At 72.7% G+C, this 14,401-nt stretch carries 17 protein-coding genes and 1 tRNA gene; 7 read left to right on the top strand and 11 right to left on the bottom strand.

The genetic code is table 11. From position 1 onward, the window contains the following. Positions 1–19: 19 nt before the first annotated feature. From BLW78_RS12200 to BLW78_RS12215, 4 genes are all read right to left on the bottom strand, one after another. Positions 20–373 carry a GCG_CRPN prefix-to-repeats domain-containing protein gene (locus tag BLW78_RS12200; protein WP_091679841.1) on the bottom strand — a complete coding sequence of 118 codons (354 nt, stop codon included), beginning with the start codon at positions 371–373 and terminating at the stop codon, positions 20–22. An 84-nt stretch (positions 374–457) separates the two neighbouring features. Next, positions 458–721: a GCG_CRPN prefix-to-repeats domain-containing protein gene (locus BLW78_RS12205; protein WP_042673859.1), complete on the bottom strand. Its 264-nt coding sequence runs from the start codon at positions 719–721 to the stop codon at positions 458–460. 181 nt (positions 722–902) lie between these two features. Further along, positions 903–2,276: a sensor histidine kinase gene (locus BLW78_RS12210; protein ID WP_091679842.1), complete on the bottom strand. Its 1,374-nt coding sequence runs from the start codon at positions 2,274–2,276 to the stop codon at positions 903–905. Next, a complete protein-coding gene (locus tag BLW78_RS12215; protein ID WP_091679845.1) occupies positions 2,276–3,010 on the bottom strand; it encodes a response regulator in 735 nt (244 codons plus the stop codon). The genes BLW78_RS12210 and BLW78_RS12215 overlap by 1 nt, the downstream gene beginning before the upstream one ends. 151 nt (positions 3,011–3,161) lie before the next feature. Between BLW78_RS12215 and BLW78_RS12220 the strand changes: the two genes are divergently transcribed. After that, on the top strand, positions 3,162–4,241 hold the full coding sequence (locus BLW78_RS12220; protein ID WP_091679847.1) for a tartrate dehydrogenase: 1,080 nt from the start codon (positions 3,162–3,164) through the stop codon (positions 4,239–4,241). A gap of 25 nt (positions 4,242–4,266) precedes the next feature. On the opposite strand, the gene BLW78_RS12225 is transcribed toward BLW78_RS12220, so the two are convergent. After that, positions 4,267–5,322 carry a zinc ribbon domain-containing protein gene (locus tag BLW78_RS12225; protein WP_091679850.1) on the bottom strand — a complete coding sequence of 352 codons (1,056 nt, stop codon included), beginning with the start codon at positions 5,320–5,322 and terminating at the stop codon, positions 4,267–4,269. Positions 5,323–5,532: 210 nt separating this feature from the next. On the opposite strand from BLW78_RS12225, the gene BLW78_RS12230 reads away from it, so the two are divergent. The 4 genes from BLW78_RS12230 (at position 5,533) to BLW78_RS32030 (ending at position 6,931) form a co-directional block, all read left to right on the top strand. Next, a complete protein-coding gene (locus BLW78_RS12230) occupies positions 5,533–5,994 on the top strand; it encodes a cupredoxin domain-containing protein (RefSeq protein WP_091679853.1) in 462 nt (153 codons plus the stop codon). Positions 5,995–6,016: 22 nt separating this feature from the next. Then, positions 6,017–6,418 (top strand): thiol-disulfide oxidoreductase DCC family protein, encoded by a 402-nt coding sequence (locus BLW78_RS12235; protein ID WP_091680170.1) that lies wholly within the window; start codon positions 6,017–6,019, stop codon positions 6,416–6,418. Positions 6,419–6,422: 4 nt separating this feature from the next. Further along, entirely contained in the window at positions 6,423–6,638 is a 216-nt protein-coding gene (locus tag BLW78_RS12240; protein ID WP_012317770.1) for a hypothetical protein, read from the top strand. 158 nt (positions 6,639–6,796) lie between these two features. Next, positions 6,797–6,931: a hypothetical protein gene (locus tag BLW78_RS32030; RefSeq protein WP_280142460.1), complete on the top strand. Its 135-nt coding sequence runs from the start codon at positions 6,797–6,799 to the stop codon at positions 6,929–6,931. A gap of 467 nt (positions 6,932–7,398) precedes the next feature. Here the strand turns inward: BLW78_RS32030 and BLW78_RS12245 are convergent. Together BLW78_RS12245 and leuC are read right to left on the bottom strand one after the other, a co-directional pair. Beyond that, a tRNA-Leu gene (locus BLW78_RS12245) sits at positions 7,399–7,483 on the bottom strand. Between the two features lie 67 nt (positions 7,484–7,550). Continuing rightward, positions 7,551–8,963: a 3-isopropylmalate dehydratase large subunit gene (gene leuC, locus BLW78_RS12250; RefSeq protein ID WP_091679856.1), complete on the bottom strand. Its 1,413-nt coding sequence runs from the start codon at positions 8,961–8,963 to the stop codon at positions 7,551–7,553. A 244-nt stretch (positions 8,964–9,207) separates the two neighbouring features. On the opposite strand from leuC, the gene BLW78_RS12255 reads away from it, so the two are divergent. Both BLW78_RS12255 and BLW78_RS12260 read left to right on the top strand, forming a co-directional pair. After that, positions 9,208–10,173, top strand: coding sequence for a 2-hydroxyacid dehydrogenase (locus BLW78_RS12255; protein ID WP_091679858.1), 966 nt, complete (start codon positions 9,208–9,210; stop codon positions 10,171–10,173). Then, positions 10,170–11,081 (top strand): AprI/Inh family metalloprotease inhibitor, encoded by a 912-nt coding sequence (locus BLW78_RS12260; RefSeq protein ID WP_091679860.1) that lies wholly within the window; start codon positions 10,170–10,172, stop codon positions 11,079–11,081. Before BLW78_RS12255 ends, BLW78_RS12260 begins: the two co-directional genes overlap by 4 nt. A 42-nt stretch (positions 11,082–11,123) precedes the next feature. Here BLW78_RS12260 and BLW78_RS12265 read toward each other — a convergent pair whose 3' ends face one another. From BLW78_RS12265 to BLW78_RS12280, 4 genes are all read right to left on the bottom strand, one after another. Beyond that, the gene (locus BLW78_RS12265; protein ID WP_091679862.1) at positions 11,124–11,738 is read right to left on the bottom strand and encodes a cytochrome b; all 615 of its coding nucleotides are present in this window, start codon (positions 11,736–11,738) and stop codon (positions 11,124–11,126) included. A gap of 67 nt (positions 11,739–11,805) precedes the next feature. Beyond that, positions 11,806–12,372, bottom strand: coding sequence for an NAD(P)H-dependent oxidoreductase (locus BLW78_RS12270; protein WP_244526927.1), 567 nt, complete (start codon positions 12,370–12,372; stop codon positions 11,806–11,808). Between the two features lie 184 nt (positions 12,373–12,556). Further along, the gene (locus tag BLW78_RS12275; protein WP_091679867.1) at positions 12,557–13,216 is read right to left on the bottom strand and encodes a class I SAM-dependent methyltransferase; all 660 of its coding nucleotides are present in this window, start codon (positions 13,214–13,216) and stop codon (positions 12,557–12,559) included. Positions 13,217–13,218: 2 nt separating this feature from the next. After that, positions 13,219–14,382: a glycosyltransferase gene (locus BLW78_RS12280; RefSeq protein ID WP_091679870.1), complete on the bottom strand. Its 1,164-nt coding sequence runs from the start codon at positions 14,380–14,382 to the stop codon at positions 13,219–13,221. Between the last annotated feature and the right edge of the window lie 19 nt (positions 14,383–14,401).

Genomic DNA, 14,401 nt, shown 5'->3' on the forward strand with positions numbered 1-14,401 from the left:
GGCCGGATCCGGCACGGGATCACCAGCGGTGATGCCAGCCGCCGTGATGCCAGCCGCCGTGATGCCAGCCGCCGTGATGCCAGCCGCCATGCCATCCGCCGTGCCAGCCGGCATGGCGGAACCCGCCCCAGCGATAGCCGCCGCCCCATGCGAACCGGCGGTGCCAGCGGTAGCGGTAGCCGGAGTGCCACCGATAGCCGACGCGCGGATAGACCGGGACGTAGACGAACGGCCTGTAGCCCAGATTCGGCCGGCACCAGCCGTAGACGTTGCGGTGGAAGCCGGGACCGCAGCCGTCGCGCGCCTCGACGGGCGAACCGGCCATCAGAACTCCCGCGGCGAGCGCCACGGGCATGACGAGGGTGCGGATCATGACTCAACTCCAGCGGAGTCTCCACGGGAGTCCGGCCGCGGGGCCGGACGCGGAAGGGTGAGGGCGAGCGGGTACCGCGGCGGCTCAGTTCGGCCAGCAGCGGCGGCCGTAGGGGCCGATGTGGAAGCCCGCCGGGCACGAGCGGCCGCGGATGTAGCCGCCCCACTGGCCGCCGGTGCGGCAGCCGCCGTACGGGCCGCGATGGCCGTAGGGACCGCAGCCGCCGTAGACCTGGATGATCCGGGCGCCGTCGGCACCGTCGGAGACGGCGTCCTGCACCAGCGGCAGCGCCGAGGCGGGCACCGCGAGGCTCACGAGGAGGGCGGCGGGAGCGAGAACCTTCAACATCGGTGATCTCCTTCTGCTCGATCGGTCAGCGCGGCCCGGGGCCGGCTGCCGCCGCCGGGACGGAGGATCCGCCGCGGCGTGTGAGCGAAGGTTCGTCCGCGCGCGCTGCCCGGATGTGACCGGGGAGCGCCGTCCTGTAACGATGTGTAACGGCCGGTTGCGGGCCCGTTGCGGCCCGCCGTCAGGACAGGCTTGGCAGGGTCACGACGAGCCGCGCGCCGCCGTCCGCGCCGGCCTCCGCCACCACCGTGCCGCCGTGGGCCTCGGCGATCTGCCGGCTGATGGCGAGGCCCAGGCCGGTCCCGCCGGTCTGCCGGCTGCGCGAGCGCTCGACCCGGTAGTACGGGCTGAACACCGCCGTCCGCTCCGCCTCGGGAATGCCCGGACCGTCATCCTCGACGACGATGCGGCAGACCGTCCCGGCCCGGCTCACCGCCACCGCCACCGAGGAGCGTCCGAACTTGACGGCGTTCCCGATCAGGTTGGCCACGACCCGGCGCAGGGCGACCGCGTCACCGGCCACGGTGGCGTCCCGCACCTCCTCGCCGGTCAGGCTGATCGTGGCGCCCTGGGCGGCGTGCTCGGCCACCTCGACGGCGACGAGATCGGCGAGATCCACCGGCGCCCGGGTCGCCTCGACGGCGGTGCCGCGGGCGAAACCCAGGGACGCCTCGATCAGCTCGGTCATGGCGTCGAGATCCGCCACGAGCTTGTCCCGGAGCAGCGGCTCCACCACCACCTCGGCGCGGAGGCGCAGCCGCGTCAGGTAGGTTTTGAGGTCGTGCGAGATGGCGCCGATCAGCAGCGAGCGCTCGGCCATGAGCCCGGCGATCCGCTCCTGCATGCCCTGCACCGCCTGGGCGAGACGCCGGATCTCGGGCGCCCCCCGGGGCGCGCTCACCCGCTCCGGGGCGCGGCCGTCGAACCGGGAGACCGCGTCGGTGAGGCGGCGCAGCGGCGCGAGTTCGTGGCGCGTGCCGACCAGGACGAGACCGGCCGCCGCGGCGCCGAGCACAGCCACCCAGAGGCTCAGCGGCTGGCCGAACAGCCACGGCATGAGCGAGCGATGATGCTCGGCCGCGCTGATCACGGCGTACCGGCCGTCGGGCAGCCGGTAAGTCGCCAGCGCGAGGCGTCCGATCGGCCCGGCGCGCTCGGCCTGCGCGATGTTGGCCGGATCGACGCCGCGGCGCAGCAGGGCGGCGTCGGTGTAGGCCTGGACGCGGTCGGCCGGCTCGGCCGTCATCCGCCGGATCCGGGTTTCCAGGCGGGGCTCGCGGATCAGGTCGACGGTGTCGGGCGGCGCGTCGACGATCTCGGCCCGCAGCACCTCGCCGCTGACCGCCTTCAGGATGGCCGGCCTCTGGGCGGGATCCGCGTCGCGCAGCAGCGTCATGATGCCGGCGGCCTGGTCGACCCGCGGGAAGCGCGAGCCCGAGGGCAGCCGCTCCTCCCGGCGCTGCCAGTGATCCAGGGCCACGGTGGCGAGGACGAGCAGGGAGAGGGCGCCGAGCAAGAGCAGCATGATGCGCCCGAGGAGCCCGACGCGGCCCATCACGGCGTTCCGGAGCGGACCGGAGCGGCCAGGATGTAGCCGGCATTGCGCACGGTCTTGAGCAGGGACGCGGCCTGACTGCCCGAGGCGTCGAGCTTGTGCCGCAGGCGGCTGACCTGGACGTCGATGGTGCGGTCGAAGGCGTCGGCGGTCCGGCCCCGGGTCCAGTCGAGGAGCTGGTCGCGCGAGAGCACCCTCTGCGGCCGGGTGACGAAGCAGTGGAGCAGGTCGTACTCGGCGCTGGTCAGCGGGATCTCGGCGGCGGGATCGCCGGTGAACACTGTGCGGGCCGCGAGATCGACGACGAGGTCGGCGACACTGAGACGCTCGGGGGCGGCCGCGGCGGGCTGGCCGCTGGCGCCGTGGGCCCGTCGCAGGACCGCGCGGATCCGGGCCAGCAGGACCCGCGGGTTGAACGGCTTCGAGACGTAGTCGTCGGCGCCCATCTCCAGGCCGAGGACCCGGTCGATGTCCTCGTCCTTGGCGGTCAGCATCACGACGGGCGGCCCATCGGCGTCGCGGAGGCGGCGGCAGATGGAGAGGCCGTCCTCGCCGGGCAGCATCCAGTCGAGGACGACGAGGTCGGGCGGGGGGGCCGCCGCGATCAGGCGGTCGAGGGCCGCGCCGCCGTCGAGGGCGACGGCGCGGAACCCCTCGCCCTCCAGGTAGCCGGCGAGCAGGGCGCGGATGTCAGGATCGTCCTCGACGATGGCGATGGTGGTGCCCTCGTGCATGGGGCGAGCATAGGGGCGGCCGGCGGCACGGCAACGCGAAACTGCACAGTGTCACAAAACGTTACACGTCCCGATCCGGACACGGAGCCCGCGCCCACCGTCACGCGCTCGCTTTCTCGTCTCGCCCCCGAAGACACACGAGAAGACTCCCATGACGAAGACCTACACCATCGCGGCCATCCCCGCGGACGGCATCGGCGTCGAGGTCATCGCCGCCGGCATCGAGGTGCTCGACGCGCTGGCCGAGAAGACCGGCGCCTTCGCCTTCCAGTTCGACCATTTCGATTGGGGATCGGACTACTACAAGAGGCACGGCGCGATGATGCCGGCCGACGGCCGCGACCAGATCCGGAACCACGACGCGATCTTCTTCGGCGCGGTCGGGGCGCCGGACGTGCCCGACCACATCACCCTCTGGGGCCTGCGGCTCGCGATCTGCCAGCCCTTCGACCAGTACGCCAATGTCCGCCCGACCCGGATCCTGCCGGGCATCACCAGCCCGCTGCGCAACGTCTCGGGTCCGGAGCTCGACTGGGTGATCGTGCGGGAGAACTCGGAGGGCGAGTATGCCGGCGTCGGCGGACGGGTCCACCAGGGCCATCCCAACGAGGTCGCCACCGACGTCTCGATGATGACCCGCTCGGGGGTCGACCGGATCATCCGCTACGCGTTCGAGCTCGCCCGCTCCCGTCCGCGCAAGCTGCTCACCGTGGTCACCAAGTCCAACGCCCAGCGCCACGCCATGGTGATGTGGGACGAGATCGCCGCCGCGGTCGCGAAGGACTTCCCGGACGTGACCTGGGACAAGATGCTGGTCGACGCCATGACGATGCGCATGGTGACGAAGCCCGAGACCCTCGACACGATCGTGGCGACGAACCTGCACGCGGACATCCTGTCGGACCTCGCGGCGGCGCTCGCCGGCTCGCTCGGCATCGCGCCGACAGCCAACATCAACCCGGAGCGGACCTACCCGTCGATGTTCGAGCCGATCCACGGCTCGGCCTTCGACATCGCCGGCAAGGGCATCGCCAACCCGGTCGCGACCTTCTGGACGGCGTGCCAGATGCTGGAGCACCTCGGCGAGAAGCCGGCGGCCGACCGGCTGATGCGCGCGGTCGAGCGGGTCACCGCGGATCCGAACCTGCACACGCCGGACCTCGGCGGCACGGCGACGACCCGTCAGGTCACCGACGCGGTCATCGCGGCGATCCGGGGCGACAACGCCTGAGGCGTGCCCGGGCGCCCGGGCGGCGTCAGGGCGCCTCGCTCGCGAGATCCGGGCTCCGGGTGCCGCAGGCCCGGCAGAAGCGCTCGAAGGTGCTCTTGCGCTGCGCGCAGGATGGGCAGTGCGCGAAGATGCCGAGCCCGCAATGGGGGCAGAAATTCGTGCTCGCGTCGTCGAGGGCGATCGGCCGCTCGCAGCCCGGGCACGCCTTCTTGGCGAGGCGCGCCAGGGCCTGGTCGGTGGCGATCTCGGTCCGCCGCTCGGCGTCCGGGCGCGCCTCCACCACGGCCTGCCGGGCGCGGTAGGCGTGCAGCGCGTTGATCGCCGCCCGGCCCGCGACCAGGGTGACGATCACGCCGACGCCGTACTGCACGTAGCCGCCGTAGCTCGGCATGTAGGGCACGAGCTCGACGAAGAACGCGAAGGCCGCCGCGAAGGCGAAGCCCCACACGAAGGGCCAGTTGCGGGTGCGGCGGCGCTTGAGCAGGAGCCATCCGGCGAGGGCCAGCAGCGGCAGGGTCAGGGCGAGGCGATAGCCGAAGACGCGCAGCTCCTGGCCGCGCTCGGCCGCGTCGAGGCGCGTCTGCGCGGCGGCCCGCAGGTCGGTGTCCACGCGCAGCTGCGCCGCCTCGCGCTCCGACAGGTCGAGCCCCGTCCGCGCCAGGGCCGCGAGCCGCTCCTCGATGGTGCGCTCGGCGGCCTTCAGCGCGTCGAGCTGCTGCGTGCGCGCGATGAGCCCGGGATCCTGGTCGACCCGCTGCGTGGCGTCGCGGGTCTTCAGCCAGTTGGCGAAGGTCTCGCGCGCGCCCTCGGAGGCGGCCTGCGCAGCCTCGAGGGCGAGCTGGTCCTGCTCGACCGTCCGGCGGTTGTCGTCCTGCTCCCGGCGGATCTGCTTGAGGGCCTCGGCCGACGCCGTGCCCTGGTCGGTGTCGAGGAACTGGTCGAGAGTGTAGCGGTGCTCAACCTGCGGCAGATCGCCGACGACCAGCGAGCCGAGCCCGATCAGGAACCACGCGAAGACCAGCGCGACGAGCCAGAGCGCCAGCGTGAACCAGCGTTCGGAGAGCCTTGTACCGGACCGCACGCGAATCGACCTCACTCAAAACCGAAGCGGGTCCTTATACCGCGTGACGCCCCCGGGATATGCCGGCTGATCCGGCGGCGGGACCCGCGGGCGCGATCGCTGGCATCCGCCCGGGTGCGGCGTTGCGCCCGGGAACGTCGCTGACCGCGCCGCCTTTCCCGGCGGTGTGCTCGGCGGAGCGCGCTGCCCCTCCAATCCGGACGTATCGACATGCTGACACTCGCGCGCGGATCGGCGACGCTCCTGGCTCTCTCCGCTGTCCTGGCCGCAGGGCCGGCCCTGGCTCAGGGCAAGCCCCTGCCGCCGCCTGCCACAGACGCGATGCCGCCCGTGGAGCTGACGATCAGCCTGAAGGACGGCAAGCCGGTCTGCGACCCGGCCGAGCTCAAGCTTCCGGCCGACACCAACGTCGCGCTGAAGATCGTGAGCAGCGCCGACGCGCCGGTGACGATCACCGCGCCCGGGCAGTTCGAGAACGGCCTCGTGCTGCACGCCGACGGAGACCTCGTGCATGTCGCCAGCGAGAAGGGCTACACGGTCAAGCAGAACGGCAAGGGCACGCTGCGCCTGCGGACGATGAAGGCCGGGCAGGAGGAGTACGCCTGCACCAGCACGCGTAACGCCGACGCGCCCTTCAAGGGCAAGCTCGTCCTGAGCGCGCCCGCGAACTGAGCCCTTGAGCACCGGCGCGGCCATGGCCGAGGATCGCTCCGACGGGCGGCTCAGCGTCTACTACGACGGCGGCTGCCCACTGTGCCGGGCCGAGATCGACCAGTATCGCCGGTGCGCCGGCGCGGACCGGCTCGCCTTCGTCGATGTCGGCTCCGGGGCGCCCGAGCCGGCGCTCGGCGCGGGTCTCGACCGAGCCCGCGCCCTGCGCCGCTTCCATGTCCGGACCGCGGACGGGCAGCTGATCTCCGGCGCCGCCGCGTTCGCGCGCCTCTGGCAGACACTGCCCGGCTGGCGCTGGCTCGGCCGCCTGGTCGACCTGCGCGTCCTCGGTGTCCGGCCGATTCTGCCGGTCGCCGAGCTGGCCTACCGGTTGTCGCTGCCGCTGCGGCCGCGCCTGGCCCGGCTGATGGCCCGCCTCCGGTGAGCCGATGGCGACCCGCTGCGTCCACTATGTCGGCTTCCGGGACGACCGGTACTGGAACGCCTACCGGATCTTCGGCGGTCCGCGCGTGATCCACCGGCGCTGGGATTTCTACGCCACCCGCGACGTCGGGCCGGACGACGTGGTGGTGTTCGCCGAGGGTGACGAGACGCAGCCCGTCGCGGACAGGAACGCCACGGATCTCGACGAGCGCTGGCTGTAGCGGTCACGCGGGGCGTGCCCCTGCCGGGAAATGGGCTCCCGCGGATGCCGCCGCGTCTCCGTGCCGGAGGAAACCCCAGCACCTTAAGAGGTATTGCGCCCCCACAACAATTCGCGAGAGTAGCGGTGAGCTTCCACTCGCAATCGAGGAGGTCCGCGGTGGTCGAGATCCGTTTATCGGAGGACAACGACGGCCGCTGGACGGTCTACGCGCCGGGGCTGGTGGTCACTGATCTGACGCACGAGGAAGCCCAGGCTTTCGCGGCGAGCTACCGGCGCGTCACCGCAGCGTGATCGGGAAAAGCCGGCGCGGCCGTGCCGGCGGGTTGGCGTGGATCCCCGGAGGGACGTCACGCCGCCGAGAGCACGGCGCTGTCGCAGCGCGGGGCACGAAAAAACCGCCGCGGCCGGAGCCGAGCGGTTCGAGGTGATCTCGCTGGGGGAATGTCGAGACTTCGTCTACGCGCGGGATGGCAGCGCGGTTCCGGTCTCCAGGTCGAACGGTGCCCCCTGAGGCCCGGACGACCACCCCTACCGCCGCGCCTCCTCGCCGACCCGTGATCGCATGGCTCGCCACAGCCGAGGAAACGGCGGCACAGCGCCGGGGCTGGTCGGTCGAACGGGGCGACCGATACGCGGACATTGGGTCGGGCTTTGACGGCCCGAGAGGCGGGACGGGCGCCCGCATCCTCGGTCCGCAGATCCCGCACCCCAGAAACAACAAAGCCCGCCAATGCGTTGGCGGGCTGCTGTCAGGCATTTGGTGCCCAGGAAAGGACTCGAACCTTCACCTCTCGCGAGACTGGTACCTGAAACCAGCGCGTCTACCAATTCCGCCACCTGGGCTCGCCGTCGGCCATCGGCCGGCGACGGCTCCGTTTAGGCAACGGAGCCGCCGGCGTCAATCGCGATTTCAGCCCTGCGGCCACTCCCGGATGTCGACGAAGTGTCCGGTGACCGCCGCGGCCGCCGCCATGGCCGGAGAGACGAGGTGCGTGCGTCCGCGGGGACCCTGGCGGCCCTCGAAGTTGCGGTTCGACGTCGAGGCGCAGCGCTCGCCCGGACGCAGCTTGTCCGGGTTCATGCCGAGACACATCGAGCAGCCCGGCTCGCGCCAGTCGAAGCCCGCCGCCTTCAGGATCTTGTCGAGACCCTCGGCCTCGGCCTGCGCCTTCACGAGGCCGGAGCCCGGCACGATCATCGCCGAGACGCCCTCGTGCACCTTCCGGTCGCCGACGACCCGCGCGACCTCGCGCAGATCCTCGATGCGGCCGTTGGTGCAGGAGCCGATGAAGATCCGGTCCAGGGTGATGTCGGTGATCCGGGTGCCCGGCGTCAGGCCCATGTAGGCGAGCGCCTTCTCCTTCGACTGCCGCTTGTTCTCGTCGGCGATCTCGGACGGGTCCGGGATGCGGCCCTGGATCGAGATCACGTCCTCGGGGCTCGTGCCCCAGCTGACGATCGGCGGCAGGTTGGCCGCGTCGAGACGCACCTCGCGGTCGAAATGCGCGCCGGCGTCGGTGACGAGGCTCTCCCAGTAGCGGCGGGCCGCGTCGTAGGCCGCGCCCTTCGGCGCCTTCGGGCGGTCCTTCACGTAGGCGAAGGTCGTCGCGTCGGGGGCGACCATGCCGGCGCGGGCACCGCCCTCGATCGACATGTTGCAGATCGTCATCCGGCCCTCCATCGAGAGCGCGCGGATCGCCTCGCCGGCATACTCGATGACGTGGCCGGTGCCGCCGGCGGTACCGATCTCGCCGATGATCGCCAGGATGATGTCCTTCGCGGTCACGCCGGGCGGCAGCGTGCCATCGACGGAGACGCGCATGTTCCGGGCCTTGCGCTGCACCAGGGTCTGGGTGGCGAGCACGTGCTCGACCTCCGAGGTGCCGATGCCGTGGGCCAGCGCGCCGAAGGCGCCGTGCGTCGAGGTGTGCGAATCGCCGCACACGATCGTCTGGCCGGGCAGCGTGAAGCCCTGCTCCGGGCCGATGATGTGGACGATGCCCTGGCGGCGGTCGAGGGCGTCGTAGAACTCGATGCCGAAGTCTCGCACGTTCTCGGCGAGCGCCTCCAGCTGCGTGCGGCTCTCGGGATCCTCGATGCCCTGCGAGCGGTCCGAGGTCTGGACGTTGTGGTCCACGACGGCCAGCGTCTTCTCCGGATGGCGCACCTTGCGGCCGGCCACGCGAAGACCCTCGAAGGCCTGCGGGCTCGTCACTTCGTGGACGAGGTGCCGGTCGATGTAGAGGAGGCTGGAGCCGTCCGGCTGGACATCGACGACGTGGTCGTCCCAGATCTTGTCGTAGAGGGTGCGCGGGCTGGTCATCGGTCTTCGTCTTCGGCGATTGGGGTCGGTGCAGAACTCTCGCGATGATGCGTGGTCCTTAGTAGGCATCGCGCGCGGTTTTCGAAAGAGGCGAGCCCTGTGCCGGCCGAACGGCCGCCCGGCTGATCCGCGCGGTTGTCACCGCCGGCCACTCCTGCGCGCTGGCGCCCCACCCCGCACAGGCTCTATGCCGGGACGGGGGAGGCGGCCGACACCGACGCGCGGCCGAACGTGGGAGTGAACGATGGCTGAGGCCCCGGTCGAGATCCTGTTGCTCCGGAAGATGCACCCGTTGGTGGAGAAGGCCTTCGCGGGGCGGTACGGGGTCCACCGGCTGGCGGAGGCCGCGGACCCGGAGGCCCTGCTCGCCGAGATCGGCCCGAGGATCCGGGCGCTCTGCGTCGGTGGCGGGGTGGACGGGGCGCTGATGGACCGGCTGCCGAACCTCGAGCTGATCGCGAATTTCGGCGTGGGCTACGACGCTGTCGACGCCGCCGGGGCGCAGCGGCGCGGGATCGTCGTCACCAACACGCCGGACGTCCTCACCGACGAGGTCGCCGACCTCGCCCTCGGCCTCACCCTCGCCACCCTGCGGCGGATCCCCCAGGCCGACCGCTACCTGCGGGACGGCCACTGGCCCAAGGCGCCCTTCCCGCTCACGGCATCGCTGCGCGGGCGGCGGGTCGGCATCCTCGGTCTCGGCCGGATCGGGCGGGCGATCGCCCACCGCCTGGAAAGCTTCGGCGTCGCGATCGACTATCACGGCCGCAGCCGTCAGGCGGACGTCGCCTACACCTATCACGATACGTTGATCGGCCTCGCCCGCGCGGTCCACATCCTGATCGTGGTGGCGCCCGGCGGCGCCGACACGCGCAACCTCGTGGACGCGGCCGTGCTGGAGGCGCTCGGTCCCGAGGGCATCCTGATCAACGTCGCCCGGGGCACCCTGGTCGACGAGGCGGCGCTGACCGCGGCGCTGAAGGCGGGCACGATCCTCGGCGCCGGCCTCGACGTCTTCGAGAACGAGCCGCACGTGCCCGCGGATCTCGCCGCCCTCGACAACACGGTGCTGCTGCCGCATGTCGGGTCGGCCTCCGAGCACACCCGCGCGGCGATGGCCCAGCTCGTGGTCGACAACGTCGTCTCGTGGTTCGAGGGACGGGGTCCGCTGACGCCCGTCGCCGAGACACCCTGGAGACCGACCGCGTGAGACAGGCTCGGGCCGCCCTGCTGGCCGCATCGGCGCTGATCGCGACCGCCGCGATCGCCCGACCGGCCGCCGCCCAGGACGTGCCCGCCGCTACCGACGAGGCCGCACCGCCGTCCCCTCCTCCGGCCGCGGAGACGCTCGCGGCGCCCCCGGCTCCGACCGCTCCGCCGAGCCTCCCCGAGAAGCTCGGGCAGGTGCCGGGAACCTGGGACCTGTCGCGGGACGGCACCAACCGCCGCTGCGTCATGACGCTGGTGCTCGACAGCGGCGAGGCGGGGCAGCGGCTGCGCTTCCCGGCCGGATGCCGACGGGCCCTGCCGGTCCTGAACAGCGTCGCCGGCTGGCTCTTCGTCGACGGGGCCGTCCGCCTCGTCGATCGCAACGTCCGCCCGGTCCTCGATTTCGCCAAGCGGCCGGACCAGCGCAGCCTCGTCGCCCAGGCCGAGGGCGGCGAGCGCTACAGTCTCGTTCCCCTCGACATCGTCGCGATGCGGCCGGCCGACGCGGCCGCCGCGCCCGAGACCGCGCCGACGGATCCGGCGAGCCCGGCCCCCTCCCCGCTCCAGACCGCGGCCCCGGTGCCGGCCGAGCTGCAGCCGCCGGCGACCGCCTCGGCCGCGACCGCCTCGGCGGGGCCGGCGCCGGGCCTCTACGCCCTCGACCGCTTCCAGCAGCGCGATACCTGCCGGATCAACCTCGACGGGGTCGGCGGCGGCGTGCACATCGTCCCCGGCTGCCACGACAGCGGCCTGGAGGTGTTCGATCCGGTGCGCTGGCGCTACGCGAAGGGCCGGATGACGCTGACCGCCAAGCGGGGCCACAGCATCGACCTCGTGCCGAGCGGCGACGGCCGGTGGCGGCGCGATCCCGAGGTCGGCACCACCTTCGTCCTGCGCCGCGTCGATTGAGCGCACCGCGCGACGACGGCCGCGCGCTCGATGACGGGCGCGTCAGCGCGACGAGCCGCGCCCGTCCTGGACCGGCAGCATCCGCTCCAGCAGACCGTCGCGGCGGATCACCAAGTGCCACGCCGTGCCGGCGACGTGCAGCAGGACCAGGGCGTAGACGAGCCACTGGCCGAACACGTGGATCGACTCGAAGATCTTCTGCGTCGCGTCGTCCTTCGGCAGTCCCGGGATCGTGAACAGCCAGAAGTACGGCGTGTCGCGCCCGGACAGCGCGCTCAGCAGGTAGCCGCTGATCGGCATGATCAGGAAGATCGCGTAGAGCAGGAAGTGGTTGACGCGCCCGATCAGCGTCAGGAGCCGGGGCGCCTGCGGGTCCGGCGGCGCGGGCCGGATCATCCGCCAGAGGATCCGCACAACCACGATCGCGAGGATCGTCAGGCCGACCGACTTGTGCAGCACGAACATGCTGCCCTTGGCGGGCGTCGGCGGCAGGCTGATCGCGACCCAGGCGAGCGGCAGCACGGCCAAGACCAGGGCGGCGTTCAGCCAGTGCAGCGCCTGCGAGACCGGATGGTAGCGCGGCAGTCCGGACGCCGTGACGTAGGTGGCGGGCAGCGCGGTCGGCGCCTTGCCGGCCGTGAGCGGAGAGCCTGACATGATCCCTCGCGGATGAGCGTGGTCCCGCTTCGATCTAGGGCTCGCCTCCGGCCGGAATAGTCTCCCGTCAGACGGATACGCCGGTCGCGGTCGTCCGCGACACGTCGAGCAGGGCTGCGAGTTCCGCGGCCGCGGCGCGCAGCCGGATCGCCACGGTCTCGTCGACGATGCGGCCATCCACCAGGTCGTCGGACCCGGCATAGACCGAGGTCGGCGCGACGTGGGCCGCGAAGAAGCCGAACAGGGGCCGGAGCCCGTGCTCGACCACCAGGGCGTGGCGCAGGCCCCCGCCCGTCGCGGTCAGCGCCACCGGCATGCCGATCATCCGGGCCGGGTCGACGAAGTCGAAGACGTGCTTGAACAGCCCGGCATAGCCGCCCTGGTAGACAGGCGTCCCGACGATCAGCGCGTCCGCCGCCTCGATCGCCTCGACGAGGCGCGCGGCGGGCGCCGAGAGGTCGTCCCGCTGCGTCGCGCCGAGGCCCGGGCCGGCATCCATCAGGTCGTACACGGCGAGGTCGATCCCGCGCAGGCGACCGAGTTCGGCGCCGAGGGCCTCGACCAGGATGCGGGTACGCGAGGGTCGCTTGGCGCTGCCCGAGAAGGCGACGACGCGGGCACGGCTGGGCTTCACACTCGACTCGACACTCACCACGAAACCTTCCGCCGCAGCACGCCCTGATCCGGGACTCCGAACACCCTGGCGCATGCGCGGCACGCGACGCGGGTCGATTCGACGGTAACGCATTCCCGCGCCGGATAAAGCCTCGGCGCGGCCGCGCGGGCGGCGGTTCGGCGGGACCGTCTCGGCGGATCCGTCATCCGCGGAGCCGCCAGACGTGGCTGCGCTTGATCTCGGAATCCTCCAGCGCGCGCGAGACCGGAACCTCGTAGGTCGCGAGGCAGTCGAGGCGGTCCCGCGGAAGGTAGGTGCGGCCCGGATCGCCGATCAGCACGGTGACGCCGCGCGCCTGCAGGCGAACGAGCCAGGCGGTCACGGCCTCGGCGAGGTCGCGCTCGTAGAACACGTCGGCCGCCAGGACGAGGTCGGCCCGGGTATCCGTGGCGAGGAGATCGTCGGCGATCGCGGCGACGCGGTCGCCGACGCCGTTGGCCGCGGCGTTCAGCCCGATCGCCGCGACGGCGAAGGGGTCGAGGTCGCTGGCGACGACGTGGCGCGCCCCGGCGCGGGCCGCCGCGATCGCGACGAGGCCGGACCCCGAGGCGAAATCCACCGCGCGCGCGCCGTCCGCGACGTCCGGGTTGTCGAGGACGTAGCGGGCGAGCGCCTGGCCGCCCGCCCAGGCGAACGCCCAGAACGGCGGCGGCAGCCCGATCGCCTGCAACTCCTCCTCGGTCCGCTGCCAGAGATCGGTCGCCTCGTCGGCGACGTGCAGGCGGATCTCGGGCGCGTGGGGGACGGGCAGCAGGCGGGTGTTGGCGCGGATGAAGCCGGCGGGATCGTCCGGTGCGCGCACGGTCAGGCCTCCAGCAGGTCGCGCCACACGGCGCGGACCTGGTCGGTCACCGCCGTCTCGGTGAAGCCCCCGGTCTCGATCCGCGCCCGCGCGGCCGCGCCCAAGCCGGCGACGAGACCGGCATCGCCGCTCAGGCGCGCCAGGGCGGCGGACAGAGCCGGCGCGTCGTCCGGGGGAACGAGCAGGCCCTCGACGCCGTCGCGCACGAGGCTGCGGCAGCCCGGGACGTCGGACGCGACCAGCGCCCGGCCGCAGGCGGCGGCCTCCAGCAGCGTCCGCGGCAGGCCCTCCCCGCCGCGCGAGGGCAGGCAGGCGACGTGGTGGCCGGCCCAGACCCCCGCGACGTCGGTCGTCGGCCCGTGCCAGACGATGCCGTCGCGGCTCCAGGCGCGCAGGGTATCGGCGCCGATCGCCCGCCGGTTCGACGGGTCCGGCGCGCCGTACAGCGCCAATTCCACCGGCGCGCCCTGGCTCCGGGCGAGGCGGACGGCCTCGACGGCGACGTCGATCCCCTTCGACCACAGCATCCGGGCGACGACGGCCACCCGCAGCGGCGGCATCGGCGGCAGCGGCTGCGGGACGAGGATCGCGGGATCGACGCCGGCGCCGCCCACCACGGTCACCGACCGGTCGAGCGGGTCCAGGCCCAGGGCCAGGGCGTCGTCGGGGTTCTCGAAGAGGAAGCGCGTCCGCGACGAGGCCAGCGGCCCCCGGATCAGCGCCCGCAGGGCGAGGCGCGCCGCCCGGCCGAGGCGGTCGCTCCGGGCGCCGACGAGCCCGAGGCCGGTCAGGGCGAAGACGCGGGACGGGATGCCCGCCATGGCGGCGGCCGTGCCGCCGACCAGGATGCCGCGCAGCGCGATGCAGTGGACGATGTCGGCCTTCAGCGCCTTGAGGATCGCCGCGAGCTGCCCGGCCGCGTAGCCCGCGGCCATCGGGTTGAGGCTCGCCCGCTCGGCCTCCAGATTGACGACCTGCGCGCCGGTCGCCTCGATGGCGGCCCGGTGCAGGCGGACCCGCGTCACCACCGCGACCGAGAGACCCATGCCGACGGCGGCGCGGGCCATCGGCAGGAAATGCGAGGCGAAGAACCAGTCCTCGGTCACCACGAAGACCAGGCGGCGCATCGGAACGGGCAGGTTCCCGGGTTCGGCATCGGACTGCATCCGTCCCCTCTAGCACGGC

Origin of the sequence: Methylobacterium sp. 275MFSha3.1 (assembly GCF_900108435.1) — a bacterium.
In the GTDB taxonomy this organism is placed as follows: domain Bacteria; phylum Pseudomonadota; class Alphaproteobacteria; order Rhizobiales; family Beijerinckiaceae; genus Methylobacterium.

Bases quoted from the DNA above. Each gene is read 5' to 3' on its own strand.
- BLW78_RS12200 (WP_091679841.1), bottom strand. From the start codon at position 373: ATGATCCGCACCCTCGTCATGCCCGTGGCGCTCGCCGCGGGAGTTCTG.
- BLW78_RS12205 (WP_042673859.1), bottom strand. From the start codon at position 721: ATGTTGAAGGTTCTCGCTCCCGCCGCCCTCCTCGTGAGCCTCGCGGTG.
- BLW78_RS12210 (WP_091679842.1), bottom strand. From the start codon at position 2,276: ATGGGCCGCGTCGGGCTCCTCGGGCGCATCATGCTGCTCTTGCTCGGC.
- BLW78_RS12215 (WP_091679845.1), bottom strand. From the start codon at position 3,010: ATGCACGAGGGCACCACCATCGCCATCGTCGAGGACGATCCTGACATC.
- BLW78_RS12220 (WP_091679847.1), top strand. From the start codon at position 3,162: ATGACGAAGACCTACACCATCGCGGCCATCCCCGCGGACGGCATCGGC.
- BLW78_RS12230 (WP_091679853.1), top strand. From the start codon at position 5,533: ATGCTGACACTCGCGCGCGGATCGGCGACGCTCCTGGCTCTCTCCGCT.
- BLW78_RS12235 (WP_091680170.1), top strand. From the start codon at position 6,017: ATGGCCGAGGATCGCTCCGACGGGCGGCTCAGCGTCTACTACGACGGC.
- BLW78_RS12240 (WP_012317770.1), top strand. From the start codon at position 6,423: ATGGCGACCCGCTGCGTCCACTATGTCGGCTTCCGGGACGACCGGTAC.
- leuC (WP_091679856.1), bottom strand. From the start codon at position 8,963: ATGACCAGCCCGCGCACCCTCTACGACAAGATCTGGGACGACCACGTC.
- BLW78_RS12255 (WP_091679858.1), top strand. From the start codon at position 9,208: ATGGCTGAGGCCCCGGTCGAGATCCTGTTGCTCCGGAAGATGCACCCG.
- BLW78_RS12265 (WP_091679862.1), bottom strand. From the start codon at position 11,738: ATGTCAGGCTCTCCGCTCACGGCCGGCAAGGCGCCGACCGCGCTGCCC.
- BLW78_RS12280 (WP_091679870.1), bottom strand. From the start codon at position 14,382: ATGCAGTCCGATGCCGAACCCGGGAACCTGCCCGTTCCGATGCGCCGC.